Annotated in this window: 12 protein-coding genes; 6 read left to right on the top strand and 6 right to left on the bottom strand. The window is 68.8% G+C overall.

Annotated features, from left to right (window positions below; translation table 11 throughout):
* Position 1: 1 nt before the first annotated feature.
* The 4 genes from ASF76_RS06425 to ASF76_RS06410 all read left to right on the top strand — a co-directional run bounded on the left by ASF76_RS06425 (position 2) and on the right by ASF76_RS06410 (position 5,196).
* On the top strand, positions 2-592 hold the full coding sequence (locus ASF76_RS06425) for a DUF3000 domain-containing protein (protein ID WP_055955404.1): 591 nt from the start codon (positions 2-4) through the stop codon (positions 590-592).
* Entirely contained in the window at positions 585-1,781 is a 1,197-nt protein-coding gene (locus ASF76_RS06420; protein ID WP_055954684.1) for a ribonuclease D, read from the top strand. The genes ASF76_RS06425 and ASF76_RS06420 overlap by 8 nt, the downstream gene beginning before the upstream one ends.
* Positions 1,782-1,852: 71 nt before the next feature.
* Positions 1,853-3,061, top strand: coding sequence for a thiolase family protein (locus ASF76_RS06415; protein WP_055954680.1), 1,209 nt, complete (start codon positions 1,853-1,855; stop codon positions 3,059-3,061).
* Positions 3,058-5,196 (top strand): 3-hydroxyacyl-CoA dehydrogenase NAD-binding domain-containing protein, encoded by a 2,139-nt coding sequence (locus ASF76_RS06410; protein ID WP_055954677.1) that lies wholly within the window; start codon positions 3,058-3,060, stop codon positions 5,194-5,196. Before ASF76_RS06415 ends, ASF76_RS06410 begins: the two co-directional genes overlap by 4 nt.
* Positions 5,197-5,638: 442 nt before the next feature.
* Here the strand turns inward: ASF76_RS06410 and dxs are convergent, their stop codons facing one another.
* The 5 genes from dxs to dut form a co-directional block, all read right to left on the bottom strand.
* Positions 5,639-7,588, bottom strand: coding sequence for a 1-deoxy-D-xylulose-5-phosphate synthase (gene dxs / locus ASF76_RS06405; protein ID WP_055954674.1), 1,950 nt, complete (start codon positions 7,586-7,588; stop codon positions 5,639-5,641).
* Positions 7,589-7,814: 226 nt separating this feature from the next.
* Complete coding sequence (gene acnA, locus ASF76_RS06400; protein WP_055954670.1) at positions 7,815-10,655, bottom strand: aconitate hydratase AcnA; 2,841 nt, start codon at positions 10,653-10,655, stop codon at positions 7,815-7,817.
* Positions 10,656-10,788: 133 nt separating this feature from the next.
* Positions 10,789-11,544 carry a DUF3159 domain-containing protein gene (locus ASF76_RS06395; protein WP_055954667.1) on the bottom strand — a complete coding sequence of 252 codons (756 nt, stop codon included), beginning with the start codon at positions 11,542-11,544 and terminating at the stop codon, positions 10,789-10,791.
* Positions 11,541-12,173, bottom strand: a complete 633-nt coding sequence (locus ASF76_RS06390; protein WP_082484895.1) for a DUF3710 domain-containing protein — start codon at positions 12,171-12,173, stop codon at positions 11,541-11,543. Before ASF76_RS06390 ends, ASF76_RS06395 begins: the two co-directional genes overlap by 4 nt.
* Complete coding sequence (dut, locus tag ASF76_RS06385; protein WP_055954664.1) at positions 12,170-12,625, bottom strand: dUTP diphosphatase; 456 nt, start codon at positions 12,623-12,625, stop codon at positions 12,170-12,172. Before dut ends, ASF76_RS06390 begins: the two co-directional genes overlap by 4 nt.
* Before the next feature lie 12 nt (positions 12,626-12,637).
* Between dut and ASF76_RS06380 the strand changes: the two genes are divergently transcribed.
* The gene (locus tag ASF76_RS06380; protein ID WP_055954662.1) at positions 12,638-13,129 is read left to right on the top strand and encodes a DUF3093 domain-containing protein; all 492 of its coding nucleotides are present in this window, start codon (positions 12,638-12,640) and stop codon (positions 13,127-13,129) included.
* Here ASF76_RS06380 and ASF76_RS06375 read toward each other — a convergent pair.
* Positions 13,104-13,397 (bottom strand): DUF4193 domain-containing protein, encoded by a 294-nt coding sequence (locus tag ASF76_RS06375; protein ID WP_055954659.1) that lies wholly within the window; start codon positions 13,395-13,397, stop codon positions 13,104-13,106. The genes ASF76_RS06380 and ASF76_RS06375 overlap by 26 nt on opposite strands.
* Before the next feature lie 221 nt (positions 13,398-13,618).
* Between ASF76_RS06375 and sepH the strand changes: the two genes are divergently transcribed.
* Positions 13,619-14,644 carry a septation protein SepH gene (sepH, locus tag ASF76_RS06370; RefSeq protein WP_055954656.1) on the top strand — a complete coding sequence of 342 codons (1,026 nt, stop codon included), beginning with the start codon at positions 13,619-13,621 and terminating at the stop codon, positions 14,642-14,644.
* The last annotated feature ends 5 nt before the right edge of the window (positions 14,645-14,649 follow it).

Here is a 14,649-nt window from a genome sequence, read left to right as displayed (position 1 = left end):
CGTGAGTGACCAGCGCGCGGCGGAGGCCGCCAGCCCCTTCGCGCGGGCAGCCGAAGAGGTGCGGGCCACCAGCTTCCGCGAAGATCTGGTCGTTCGCGAGATCCCCTCGCCGGCCGGGCTCGCGCCGTTCTCATTGGCGTTGGCCGGTGACGTGCGACCCGAGGAGCACGCCACGGACTCGCCCTTCGGTACGGGGCGTTTCATTTTGCTGCACGATCCCGAAGAGCCCGAGCCGTGGGGTGGGGCGTGGCGCATCGTCTGCTTCGCGCAGGCTCCCCTCGAGCCCGAGATCGGGGTCGATCCCCTGCTGGCTGAGGTTGCCTGGTCGTGGCTCATCGACGCCCTCGATTCGCGCGGGGCCGAGCGGCACTCGGAGTCGGGCACGGCCACCAAGACCCTCTCCACCGGCTTCGGCGCCCTCTCGTCGCAGGGCGAGGGGTCGCAGATCGAACTTCGCGCGTCATGGTCGCCGCGCGGTCCCTTCCGCCCGCACCTCGAGGCGTGGGCGGAGCTCGTGTGCATGCTCGCCGGCCTCCCCCCGGGGTCGGAGGGTGTCGCAGTGTTCGGAGCCCGGAGGCCCACGCGTGGTTGAGTACATCGTCATCGAGGATGCCGCGGGGCTCAGCTCCGCCTGCGCGGCACTGGCCGAAGGTCACGGTCCCGTCGCGGTCGACGTCGAACGGGCGTCGGGGTTCCGCTACTCCCAGCGGGCGTACCTCATCCAGGTGTTCCGCCGCGGGGCGGGCGTCTTCCTGTTCGACCCGTCGACCATCGAGGACTTCGCGCCGTTGCAGGCGGCGATCGGCGACGTCGAGTGGGTGTTCCACGCGGCGAGCCAGGATCTCCCCTCCCTGCGCGAGCGCGGTCTCGAGCCGTCGTCCATCTTCGACACCGAGCTGGGCTCCCGTGTGCTCGGCCACGAGCGCGTGGGTCTCGGGGCCGTCGTCGAGCAGACGTTGGGCATCACCCTGGCCAAGGCCCACTCGGCCGCAGACTGGTCGACGCGCCCGCTGCCGGCATCCTGGCTCGAGTACGCCGCCCTCGACGTGGAGCACCTCATCGACGTGCGCGACGTGCTCGTGGCCGAACTCGACGAGCAGCAGAAGACGGAGTTCGCCCGGCAGGAGTTCCAGGCGGTGCTCGAGCGCCTCCCGAAACCCGTGCGTGACGACCCTTGGCGTCGCCTCAGCGGTCTGCACTCGGTGCGCGGGCGCCGCGCCCTCGCCGTTGCCCGTTCGCTCTGGCAGGCCCGTGAGGACTACGCCCGTGAGCAGGACGTCGCCCCCGGTCGTCTCGTACCCGACCGCGCCCTCGTGGCGGCGATCCTGGCCGACCCGGCGAGCAAGCAGGCGCTGGCCGGCGTGAAGGAATTCAACGGGCGGGCCAGCCGCACGCAGCTCGACCGGTGGTGGAACGCCATCGTGGCGGGCCGCGAGGCGACGGATCTGCCGGCCGACCGCGTCCCGAGCGACACGCTGCCGCCTCCGCGTGCGTGGGTCGACCGCAATCCCGAAGCCGACCGGCGGCTGAAGGCCGCACGTCCGGCCGTCGAGGCGCGCGCAGAAGAGCTGCGGATGCCGACGGAGAACCTTCTGACGCCCGAGACGCTGCGCCGCGTGGCATGGGCCCCGCCCGGCGAGGTGACGGCCGATTCGGTCGGCGCCGCACTCGCCGACCTCGGTGCGCGACCCTGGCAGATTGAGCAGACTGCACAGGTGATCGCAGATAGCTTTGTAGCTTCCCTCAACGCGGATGACGACGACCCCGCTACTGATTCGTAGGTTCGGACAACCGATTCTCGGGCGCGAAACCGCCTTCCTAGGCTGGGATCATCCCAAACACTGGAGGCAGAGTGGCCGAGATGACGGACGTCTTCTTCGTTGACGGAATGCGAACCCCCTTCGGGCGCGCCGGCGAGAAGGGCATGTACTGGAACACCCGAGCCGATGACCTGGTGGTCAAGGCGATCATCGGGTTGATGGAGCGCAACGGGGACGTGCCGAAGGACCGCATCGACGACGTGGCGATCGCCGCGACGTCGCAGACCGGTGACCAGGGCCTGACCCTGGGACGCACCGCGGCGATCCTCGCGGGACTTCCGATGACGGTGCCCGGCTTCGCGGTCGAGCGCATGTGCGCGGGCGCCATGACGAGCGTCACGACGATGGGCGCCTCGATCGGCGTCGGGATGTATGATCTCGCCCTCGCGGGCGGTGTCGAGCACATGGGGCGTCACCCCATCGGTGGCAATGTCGACCCCAATCCGCGCTTCGTGGCCGAGAAGCTGGTCGATCCGGGCGCGCTCAACATGGGCGTCACCGCCGAGCGCATCCACGACCGCTTCCCGCACTTGACCAAGGAACGTGCCGATCGCTTCGGCGCCGCGAGCCAGCACAAGGTGCAGGCGGCCTATGAGGCGGGCAAGATCCAGCCCGATCTCGTCTCCATCGCCGTCAAGGACGCCGAGGGTGCGTGGGGCCTCGCCACCGAGGACGAAGGTCGTCGCCCCGAGACGACGGTCGAAGGACTCGCGACGCTCAAGACGCCCTTCCGTCCGCACGGTCGGGTCACCGCGGGGACCTCGTCGCCCCTCACCGACGGCGCGACGATCAGCCTGCTCGCGGGCCGGGACGCCGTGAAAGAGTTCGGCCTCGCCCCCAAGATGCGCATGGTGTCGTTCGCCTTCGCGGGCGTCGAGCCCGAGATCATGGGCATCGGGCCGATCCCCTCGACCGAGAAGGCCCTCAAGAAGGCCGGGCTCACGATCGACGACATCGGACTGTTCGAACTGAACGAGGCCTTCGCCATCCAGGTGATCTCGCTCCTCGATCACTTCGGCATCGCCGACGACGACCCCCGCGTGAACCCCTGGGGCGGTGCCATCGCCATCGGCCACCCGCTCGCGGCATCCGGAGTCCGCCTCATGATCCAGTTGGCCGCGCAGTTCGCCGAACGTCCCGACGTGCGCTACGGCCTCACCGCCATGTGCGTGGGCCTCGGCCAGGGTGGCTCGGTCATCTGGGAGAACCCGTTCTTCGACGGAAAGAAGAAGCGCAAGTGACCGATTACTCCACGATCGACTTCTCCCCCCTCGACGCCCTGACCGGCGACGAGGTGGTGACACACTCCCCCGTCCGCGACGTGCGGCTGCCCTCCGGGAACGTGCTGGCACTCATCACCCTCGACAACGGTCGCGACCACACCCGGCCTAACACGCTCGGACCGGCGACGCTCGCGCAGCTCGGGCGCACGCTCGAGACGCTGAAGAACCGGGCCGCGGCCGGCGAGATCCACGCAGTCGCCATCACGGGCAAGCAGTACATCCTCGCCGCCGGTGCCGATCTCTCCGACGTCGCGAAGCTGCCGTCGAAAGACGTCGCCCGCTTGATCGCCCAGCGCGGTCACCAGGTGATCGGCTCACTGTCCGAGCTGGGTGTGCCCTCGTTCGCGTTCGTGAACGGCCTCGCGCTCGGTGGCGGCCTCGAGATCGCGCTGAACTCCACCTACCGCACGGTCGACGCCTCGGCCGCAGCGGTGGCCTTGCCCGAGGTGTTCCTCGGCATCATCCCCGGTTGGGGCGGCGCCTACCTGCTGCCGAACCTCATCGGCATCGAGAACGCCCTCGAGGTCGTGATCTCGAACCCGCTCAAACAGAACCGCATGCTCAAGCCCCAGCAGGCGTTCGACCTCGGGATCATGGATGCCGTCTTCCCGGCGGCCTCGTACCTGGAGGACTCGCTGCGGTGGGCCGACGGCGTGCTCACCGGCCGGGTGAAGGTCGAGCGCAAGAACGAGCCGGGCAAGCTCGAACGCCTGACCAAGTGGCCCATCGCGATCAAGATGGCCCGGGGCATGCTCGAGTCCAAGATCGGCACCGTTCCCCGCTCCCCCTACGTCGCGCTCGATCTGCTCGACAAGGCGAAGAGCGGCACGAAGGCCGAGGGTTTCGCGCGTGAGGACGAGGCTCTCGCCGACCTCATCACGGGCGACCAGTTCGCGGCATCCATGTACGCCTTCGATCTTGTGCAGAAGCGCGCGAAGCGTCCGGTCGGGGCTCCCGACAAGGCGCTCGCGAAGAAGGTCACCCAGGTCGGCGTCATCGGCGCGGGCCTCATGGCGTCGCAGTTCGCGCTGCTGTTCGTGCGCAAGCTCCGGGTTCCGGTGATCATCACCGACCTCGACCAGGGGCGCGTCGACAAGGGCGTGGCATCCATTCGCGAAGAGATCGGCAAGCTCGAAGCCAAGGGCCGCCTCGACGGTGACACCGCCAACCAGCTTCGTGCCCTCGTGCACGGCACGACCGACCGCTCGGAGTTCGCCGACTGCGACTTCGTCATCGAGGCGGTGTTCGAAGAGGTCGGGGTCAAGCAGGAGGTGTTCTCCGCCATCGAGAAGATCGTCGCTGACGACGCGATCCTCGCAACGAACACCTCGTCCCTCTCTGTGGCTGAGATCGGATCGGTGCTGCAGAACCCCGAGCGTCTCGTCGGCTTCCATTTCTTCAACCCCGTCGCGGTCATGCCGCTCATCGAGGTGGTCAAGACGGATGCCACCAGCGACGCCGCTCTGTCCACCGCCTTCGTCGTCGCGAAGGGCCTGGGCAAGAATGCCGTGCTCACCGCCGATGCGCCCGGCTTCGTCGTGAACCGTCTGCTGGCGAAGGTCATGGGCGAGGCGGCACGTGCTGTCTACGAGGGCACCCCGATCACGACGGTCGAGAAGGCGTTCGCGCCCCTCGGGCTGCCGATGGGCCCGTTCCAGCTCATCGACCTCGTGGGCTGGAAGGTCGCGGCCCACGTGCAGGACACGATGGCGCACGCCTTCCCCGACCGCTTCTTCTCGTCGGAGAATTTCCACGAGCTCGCGGCGCTTCCCGAGGTCGTCGAGAAGGACAAGGGCGGCCGTGTGACCGGCTGGACCAGAGCGGCGCAGAAGGTGCTCGTCACCGGAAAGACGCCCGTGGCGCCCGAGACGATCCTCGCCCGCGTGCAGGACGGCCTCGCCCAGGAGATCAAGATCATGCTCGACGAGGGCGTGGTACCCGAGGTGCAGGACATCGACCTGTGCCTCATCCTCGGCGCCGGCTGGCCCTTCATCGACGGTGGCGCCTCGCCCTACCTCGACCGCGAGGGGGCGTCGGAGCGCGCCTTCGGCGACACGTTCCATCACCCGCCCATCCGCGGCATCGGGGGCTGATCCTCTGAACGCGAGAGCGGCGCCGTCCCCGAGGGGCGGCGCCGCTCTCGTCGCTGCGGGCGGGCCCGGGAGTGGGCGGCGTGCGAGGACAGGTGTTTCGGTGACAACAGGCCCGGGCCGGCGGGTCAGGGCCTGTTTCCGCGTGATCGCCTGTTCTGGTGAGACCGGAGTGGTGCGCGGGTCCGGGGAGCGGGCGGCGCGCGAGGACGGGTATTTCGGTGAGAACAGGCCCCGGTAGGCGGGTCACGGCCTGTTACGGCGTGATCGCCTGTTCTGGTGAGACCGCTTGTCTTGGTGAGACCGCTTGTTGGTGCGGTCGCTTGCCCTGGCGGCGGGGCACGCGGCACGGCGCAACAGTGCAGCGCGGGCCAATCGTGAGGGCGGAACGAGATGAGGCCGGGACGCGCGTGCGTCCCGGCCTCATCTCACGGCGGAGCCGATGTCACGGGCGCGACTTCTCCCACTGCTCGATCGTGGGGATAGAACCCGTGGGCGTCTGGCGTGCCATGGGGATGCGGGTACCGAGCACCTGGGCGACGACATCGTGCGCGATCTTGGGAGCCGTGAGGCCGGCATCCTCGAAGATCTGCTCGCGTGTGGCGTGATCGATGAACTCATCGGGGATGCCGAGCTCGTCGACGGCCGTGTCCACCCCCGCCTCGCGCAGCACCTGTCGCACGCGGGTACCGACGCCACCGACGCGGATGCCGTCTTCGATCGTGATGACGAGACGGTGATCGCGCGCGAGGTCGACGATCGACGGCTGCACGGGGATGGCCCAGCGCGGGTCGATGACGGTCGCTCCGATGCCCTGCGCCTCGAGTCGCTCAGCGACCTCGAGGGCGAGGTGCACCATCGGGCCGATGCCGACCAGGAGCACGTCTTCGCTCGCACCGCGGGCGAGAACGTCTACGCCGTCGTGCAGGCGCTCGATGGCCTCGACGTCGTCGTTCACCTTGCCCTTGGGGTAGCGCACCACGGTGGGTGCGTCCTCGACAGCGGCGGCCTCGCGGAACTCCTCACGCAGGCGCGTGGCATCGCGCGGGGCGGCGATTCGGATGCCGGGGACGAGTTGCAGCATCGCCAGATCCCAGATGCCGTGGTGGCTGGGACCGTCGGGGCCCGTCACCCCCGCGCGGTCGAGCACGAAGGTCACGCCCGCCTTGTGGAGGGCGACGTCCATCATGACCTGGTCGAAAGCCCGGTTCATGAAGGTGGCGTAGATGGCGACGACGGGGTGCAGACCACCGAATGCGAGCCCGGCCGCCGAGGCGACCGCGTGCTGTTCGGCGATGCCGACGTCGTAGACCCGCTCGGGGAAGCGCTCGGCGAACTGCTGCAATCCGGTGGGGCGCAGCATCGCCGCGGTCATCGCGATGACGTCGTCTCGTTCGGCGCCGACCTTCGCCAGTTCCTCCGCGAAGACGTCGGTCCACTGCAGACCGCTGCCGGCGCCGAGCGCCTCTCCGGTGATGGGGTCGATCTTGCCCACGGCGTGGAACTGGTCGGCCACATCGCTCATGGCGGGGGCGTAGCCGCTGCCCTTGTCGGTGATCGCGTGCACGATGACCGGTGCCCCGTACGACTTCGCCAGCTCCAGGGTCTCGATGAGCGACTCGAAGTCGTGGCCGTCAATGGGACCGAGGTACTTGATGTCGAGGTTGCTGTACAGCGCTTCGTTGTTGGTGAAACGCGACAGGAAGCCATGGGTGCCGCCGCGCACACCGCGATAGACCGCGCGGGCGGCGGGACCGAGGCGGCGGAACAGGGTGTCAGAGCCGCGGTGCAGGGTGCGATAGGCGTCGTTCGTGCGCACCCGGTTGAGGTAACGCGCCATGCCGCCGATCGTGGGGGCGTAGGAGCGGCCGTTGTCGTTGACGACGATCACGAGGTTGCGGTCGTTGTCGTCGCTGATGTTGTTCAGCGCCTCCCACGTCATACCGCCCGTGAGGGCGCCGTCGCCGACGACGGCGACGACGTGCCGATCACGACGACCGGTGCGGCTGAAGGCGCGCGAGACCCCGTCGGCCCAGCTGAGCGAGCTGGAGGCGTGCGAGGACTCCACGACATCGTGCTCGCTCTCGGAGCGCTGCGGGTAGCCGGCCAGGCCTCCACGCGAACGCAGCGCCGAGAAGTCCTGTCGACCGGTGAGCATCTTGTGCACGTACGACTGGTGGCCGGTGTCGAAGATGATGGGGTCGGAGGGCGAGTCGAAGACCTTGTGCAAGGCGATCGTCAGTTCGACGACACCGAGGTTGGGACCGAGGTGTCCGCCGGTGCGGGCGACGTTCTCTACGAGGAACGAGCGCACCTCGGCGGCCAGCTGTCTCAGCTCGTCAGGGGTGAGCGCGTCGAGGTCGCGGGGTCCGTTGATGCCGGGCAGGAGAGCCATCCGACTCCTCTCGTGCGGTGCGCGCAGTGGTGCGCTCCCGATGAATTCTAGTCTCGGAGGCTGCGGCGGGCTCGGCAACGGCTTGCGCGCCGCGCTGCGACCCGGCCGCGTGACGTCCGTCTGCTGTCCGCTCGAGCGCCTCCGAGGGCCGGCGGATCGGCGATCCGTGACGAACGCGATGTGCCCCGGGAGCACGGGCTCCCGGGGCACATCGTTGCGGGGTGGATCAGACGAGCGAGCGCAGAACGTACTGCAGGATGCCGCCGTTGCGGTAGTAGTCGGCCTCACCGGGGGTGTCGATGCGGACCACGGCGTCGAACGTCACGGTCTGCTTGCCCGCGGGCGAGAACTCGCTGGGCTCGGCGGACACCTTCACCGTCTTGGGCGTGACGCCCTCGTTCAGCTGCTCGAGACCCTCGATCGAGATGATCTCGGTGCCGTCGAGTCCGAGCGACTTCCAGGACTCGCCGGCGGGGAACTGCAGCGGGACGACGCCCATTCCGATGAGGTTCGAGCGGTGGATGCGCTCGAAGCTCTCGGTGATGACGGCCTTCACACCCAGGAGCTTGGTGCCCTTGGCCGCCCAGTCACGTGACGAGCCGGAGCCGTACTCTTTGCCACCGAAGATGACCAGCGGGGTCTCCTGGTCCTGGTAGTTCTGGCACGCGTCGTAGATGTACGACTTCGGGCCACCCTCCTGGGTGAAGTCGCGGGTCCAGCTGCCCTCGACGATCTGGCCGTCGTTGACGGCCGCGACCATCTCGTTCTTCAGGCGGATGTTGGCGAAGGTGCCGCGGATCATGACCTCGTGGTTGCCACGGCGCGAGCCGTAGGAGTTGAAGTCCTTCTGTGCGACCCCGTGCTCGGTGAGGTACTGCGCGGCGGGGGTGCCCGCCTTGATGTTGCCGGCCGGGCTGATGTGGTCGGTGGTCACCGAATCGCCCAGCGTCGCCATGACGCGCGCACCGGTGATGTCGCGCACCGGGTCGGGCTGCATGGTCATGCCGTCGAAGTAGGGGGCCTTGCGCACGTACGTGGAGTCGGCATCCCACTCGAAGATCGGGCCGGTCGGGGTGGGCAGGTTCTTCCAGCGCTCGTCGCCCTCGAAGACGGTGGCGTACTGCTGGATGAACTGCTCACGCGAGATCGACGCGTCGATGATGGTCTGCACCTGGTCGGGTGCGGGCCAGATGTCCTTCAGGAAGACGTCTTCGCCGTTCTGGTCGGTGCCGAGCGCGTCGGTCTCGAAGTCGAAGTTCATCGAACCGGCCAGGGCGTAGGCGACCACCAGCGGCGGGGATGCCAGGTAGTTCATCTTCACATCGGGGCTGATGCGACCCTCGAAGTTTCGGTTGCCCGAGAGCACCGCGGTGACGGCCAGGTCGTTCTCGTTGACGGCCGTGGAGACCTCTTCGATGAGCGGACCCGAGTTGCCGATGCAGATCGTGCAGCCGTAGCCGACGGTGTAGAAGCCGAGGCCCTCGAGCGACTTGTCGAGGCCCGACTTCTCGTAGTAGTCGGTGACGACCTTCGAGCCCGGTCCGAGCGTCGTCTTGACCCAGGGCTTGCGCTTCAGGCCCTTGTCGACGGCGTTCTTGGCGAGCAGGCCCGCCGCGATCATGACCGAGGGGTTCGAGGTGTTGGTGCACGACGTGATGGCGGCCAGGGTGACGGCGCCGTTGTCGAGCAGGTAGGACTGGCCATCGGGCGTCGTCACGCGCACCGGGTTGGAGGCGTTGACCGGGTGCCCGGACGAGATGAGCACCTCGCTGTCAGTGACGTCTTCCTCTTCTTCGCCGGGGACCGAACCGGGGTCGGACGCGGGGAAGGTGCCGTCGACCTCGAGGTCGACGATCGAGTCCGAGACCGAAGCGTCGGCGTAGTTCAGGATGTCCTTCTCGAACTGCGACTTCGCCTCGGACAGCAGGATGCGGTCCTGCGGGCGCTTCGGGCCCGCGATCGAGGGGACGACCGTCGAGAGGTCGAGCTCGATGAACTCGCTGAACGACAGTTCGCGCGACGGGTCGTGCCACAGCTTTTGCTCTTTCGCATACGCCTCGACCAGGTCGACGGTCTGCTCGTCGCGGCCGGTGAGGCGCAGGTACTCGAGGGTGACGTCGTCGATGGGGAACATCGCGGCCGTCGAGCCGAACTCGGGGCTCATGTTGCCGATCGTGGCACGGTTGGCCAGCGGCACCGAGGCGACGCCCTCGCCGTAGAACTCGACGAACTTGCCGACGACGCCGTGCTTGCGCAGCATGTCGGTGATGGTGAGCACGACGTCGGTCGCCGTGACGCCCGCGGGGATCTCACCCGAGAGCTTGAAACCGACGACGCGCGGGATGAGCATCGACACGGGCTGGCCGAGCATGGCGGCCTCGGCCTCGATGCCGCCGACGCCCCATCCGAGAACGCCCAGACCGTTGACCATCGTGGTGTGCGAGTCGGTGCCGACGCAGGTGTCGGGGTAGGCGCGGAGGACGCCGTCGACCGTGCGGTCGTAGATGACCTTCGCCAGGTGCTCGATGTTGACCTGGTGCACGATGCCGGTGCCCGGGGGGACGACCTTGAAGTCATCGAAGGCGGTCTGGCCCCAGCGCAGGAACTGGTACCGCTCGCCGTTGCGCTCGTACTCGATCTCGACGTTGCGCTCGAGGGCGTTCTCGCTGCCGAACAGATCGGCGATCACCGAGTGGTCGATGACCATCTCGGCGGGCGAGAGCGGGTTGATCTTGTTGGGGTCGCCGCCGAGGGCCGTCACAGCCTCGCGCATGGTGGCGAGGTCGACGATGCAGGGGACGCCGGTGAAATCCTGCATCACCACGCGCGCCGGGGTGAACTGGATCTCGGTGTCGGGGTCGGCCGTGGGCACCCACGAACCGAGCGCCTCGATCTGCTCCTTGGTGACGTTGGCACCGTCTTCGGTGCGCAGCAGGTTCTCGAGCAGGACCTTGAGGCTGAAGGGGAGCTTCTCGTGACCGGCGACCGTGTCGATCCGGAAGATCTCGTAGTCGGTGCTGCCGACTGTCAGGGTGCTCTTTGCACCGAAGCTGTCAACCGTGGACACGATCGTCTCCTTCGTCGGCGAATGCGCAGGCGTGGGCCCGCTCCTTCCCATCTTCCCCGCGCTGCGAGGCCGATTCCAGGAAGGTCGACCTAACCGCGGGGAGCGACGGATTTATCTTGATGTCAAGATAATATCAGGACTCTCGCCGAGGTGAGAGAGAACGCACCACGAGCCACGTCACCGCGAGCATCGGGGCGAACAACGGCAGCCCCATCACGATCTTCAACGTGCCGAGCGCCGTCACGTCGCCCGCGAAGTACAGCGGCAGCTGCACGATCAGACGCGCCGCGAACAGCGCCGCCCACGCGAGCGAGAGCCAGGTGTACGCCCGGCGCTTGCGGGGATCGCTGCGCCAGCGCGTGCCCTCCCCCAGCAGGTAGCCGGCGGCCAGACCGATGAGCGGCCAGCCGACCAGCGCCGACACCAGGAATGCGGTGCCGTAGGCGCCGTTGGTGAAGAAGCCGAAGACGAAATTGTCCTGCCCGCGACCCGTCACCAGGGAGAGCACCGCGGCCCCGGCCGTCGCGAGCAGGCCGCCGATCGCCGCGCTCGGTGGCGACTTGGCGATCAGCCGCGCGAGCGTGAACACGACGGCGAGGCCCACGGAGACGCCCAAGCTCAACCAGAGGTTTCCCTGCCGCGTCTCGGGATCGATCGTGAGCGTGAACAGCACGACGAACGCGAGCGAGGGCAACACCGACTCGAGGATGCCGCGCACCCCGCCCATCGCCGACCAGACGGCGGCGCCGGTCGAGCCGTGCTGCGCAGGGTCGAGTCCCGCGCGTCGGGCGGCACTCCCGAGCGCGGCCCCCACGCTCTCGGCTGCGGTGGGCGGCTCGAGCGGAACGCGGTCGCCGTCGGGCGCTGACCGGGTCGGGTCGTCGCTCATGCGGTGCCGGCGGTGCCCGGCATCCGGAGCGGGATCAGATCGCGCGGTGGCATGGGCGAGGTGCCGCGCACGACGACGATCGATCGGAAGAGGTCTTCGACGGCGGCCGCGGCCTCGATGTCGCTGGTCGCGGCTCCCCCGACGACTCCGCGCAGGAACCAGCGCGGGCCGTCGACGCCGACGAAACGAGCAAGACGCTGCGAGGCGACGTCTGCACCCGCCATGACGGGCACCTCGGCGAGCAGCTCCGGGCCGAGGGGGCCCTCGCGCTCCTCGACGCGGCCACCCTGCTGCTTGACCTGCTGACGGATCTGCTCGCGCGTCTCTTGCCACAGACCGCTCGTGCGCGGGGCGGCGAAGGGCTGCACCTGCAGGGTCGAGTCGGCGTAATCGAGGCCGACGGCGACGATGCGCTTGGTCTGCTCCTCGACCTCGAGGCGGAGGTTGAGGCCCTCGCGGGGCAGGATCTTGATGCCGCCGAGATCGATGTAGGGGCGCACCGGGTTGGCCTCGGCCTCGTCGAAGGGACCGGCGCTCTCGCGGTCCATCGGCGCGCTCTTGGCGGGCGGGGCGAGGTCGGTCACGGGCTGCTCCGCCTCGGGGGTGGTCTGCGTCTCGTCGTCGGTCATCGGGTGCTCCCTTGAAGGCTCTGGTATCCGCTCGATCCGAAGCCGCCGTCGCCGCGCGCGCTGTCGGGTAGGTCGTCGACGGAGACGAAGCGCACGGGCGGGACGGGCAACACGATGAGCTGGGCGATGCGGTCGCCGACCGCGATGTCATACGCCTCGTCGAGGTCGGTGTTCAACAGCGCCACCTTGATCTCGCCGCGATAGCCGGCGTCGATCGTGCCGGGCGAGTTGACGATGGTGATGCCGTGCTTGGCGGCGAGGCCGCTGCGGGGTACCACGAAGGCCGCGTGCCCCTCCGGCAGGGCGATCCGCACGCCCGTCGACACGAGCGCGCGGCGACCGGGTTCGAGGCGAACCGCCTCCGCGGCGGTCAGGTCGGCACCGGCGTCGCCCGGGTGGGCGAAGACCGGGGGCTCGGATGCGACAATGAGGACATCCACCGTTTCGGTCACCCCACGAGGGTAATGCAGAAGAGGGGGTGCGGCATCCGCACCGCAGCCGAGTATCGCGAGCGTCTGAGTCCGTCCCTGTGGGCGCTCGTCGCCGCCGCCGTGTGCGGGCCCATGGCCGCCGTGGTCTTCTCACCGCTTGACACGACGCTTGCCCTGTTCATCGGGCTGGTCGTGTCGGTGGCCATCGTGGTGGCGCTGCTCGCCCTCTCGCCGATCGTGGAGGTGCGCGACGGCGAATTGCGCGCCGGTCGCGCGCACATCGCCGTGGATCTGCTGGGTGAGCCCGCGGGAGTCGTGGCCGATGAGGCCCGTACCGCGCGCGGCAGCGGGCTCGATCGCCGGGCGTGGCATGTCATCCGGGGCGGGATCGACGGCATCGTGACGGTGCCGGTGAACGATCCCGACGACCCGACCCCGATGTGGGTCATCTCGACCCGCACGCCGGATCGCCTGGTGGCGGCGATCCAGCGCGCTCAGGTCAGGCTGCGCACTCCAGGCAGATGAAGCCGGGGCCGCTCTCTTCAGCGATCTGGGAGCGGTGCTTCACCAGGAAGCAGCTCATGCAGGTGAACTCGTCCTCCTGCGGGGGAAGGACGACGACATCGAGCTCGATGTCGGAGAGGTCGGCGCCGGGCAGTTCGAAGCCCGAAGGGTTGTCGGCATCCTCGTTGTCGATCGACCCCGACGCTTTGTCGGGCACGCGCTCCTTGAGGGCCTCGATCGACTCGCTGTCGTCCTCGGTCTTGCGCGGTGCGTCGTAATCGGTTGCCATGCGTGCAGGTCTCTACTTCCGGATTTCGTGGTGCTGTGCCCCATCGGGTGCCCGATCGGGCGGCCATAGTTTGCATGACCAGCCTTCGATAAGCAAATGCTCCCGAAGGGGTATGCGTGCCGGGCGAGGCGTGAAACTCGCGGCGCGCCCGCGATATTCCCGAAAGCACGGGGTGGGCATGTCAGCATGGGCGCTGACCGCAGATCGGAGGGGTGTTTCGCATGGAACAGCTCAAAGTCATCGGAACCGAGGATGACGTCCTCGTCGTGGCGACCCAGGCCGGCGAACGCTTCGCCCTCGCACTCGACGAGGTGCTGCGCGTGGAAGCGCGCCGCGCGCGCCGGGATCGTGAAGACGACGACCGCGCCCCGCGTCCCAGCCCCCGCGAGATCCAGGCGCACATCCGGGCCGGCATGTCGGCGCGCGAGGTCGCGACTCTGTTGAACGCACGTATCGAAGACATCGAGCGCTTCGAGGGTCCGGTACTCGCCGAGCGCGAGCACGTCGTCAGCCAAGCCCTCGCGGTGCCCGTGCTGCTCGGCGGCACCATCGAGCACGACACCCCGATCACCTTCGGCGCGGCCGTGCGCGCCAAGCTCTCCGAGGCGGCCGCCTCGGCCGAGCGGTGGAACAGTTGGAAAGAGGGCGCGAGCTGGATGGTGAAGCTCGAGTTCACCGCCAACGGCGTCGACCACGATGCTCGATGGGGATTTGATCCGCGTCGGAGCACGCTGTCGCCCCAGAACGCCGACGCGATCCAGCTCTCGCGCCAGGGATCGCTGCCCGAGGGTCTCATCCCGCGACTGCGCGCCTTGGACACGGTTCAGAAAGACGACTCGCGCTTCGACAGCGGGTCCTTCGGTCCCCGCCGCCTCGACATCGAGGACGAACCGGGCGTGGAGGCCACGGGACCGGTCGCCCCGGCCGTCCAGGCGGCCGCGATCAAGCGCGCACCCGACGTCCCCGTCACCTCGGCCGAGACCGCCGACCTCCTCGAGGCACTTCGCCGGCGCCGCGGACAGCGCGAGCCGCTGCCCGGTATCACCGAGGTCGAGCCGGAGCCGCGTCCGTCGGGTCCGCCCGTGGCGCTGTTCGACGCCGTCGATCCGGGATTCGTCGACGAGCCCGCTGCACCGTCGCCCGAGCCGGAACGCCCGCAGGCCGATTCGGCCCGCCGCGCGAAGGGCCGTCCGTCGATGCCCTCGTGGGACGAGATCGTCTTCGGCGCGCGATCCGACGAGAGCTGATCGCG

The sequence above is a fragment of the Microbacterium sp. Leaf151 genome (genome assembly GCF_001424225.1).
GTDB lineage: Bacteria > Actinomycetota > Actinomycetes > Actinomycetales > Microbacteriaceae > Microbacterium.
This window is presented reverse-complemented; position numbering and strand designations above follow the sequence as displayed.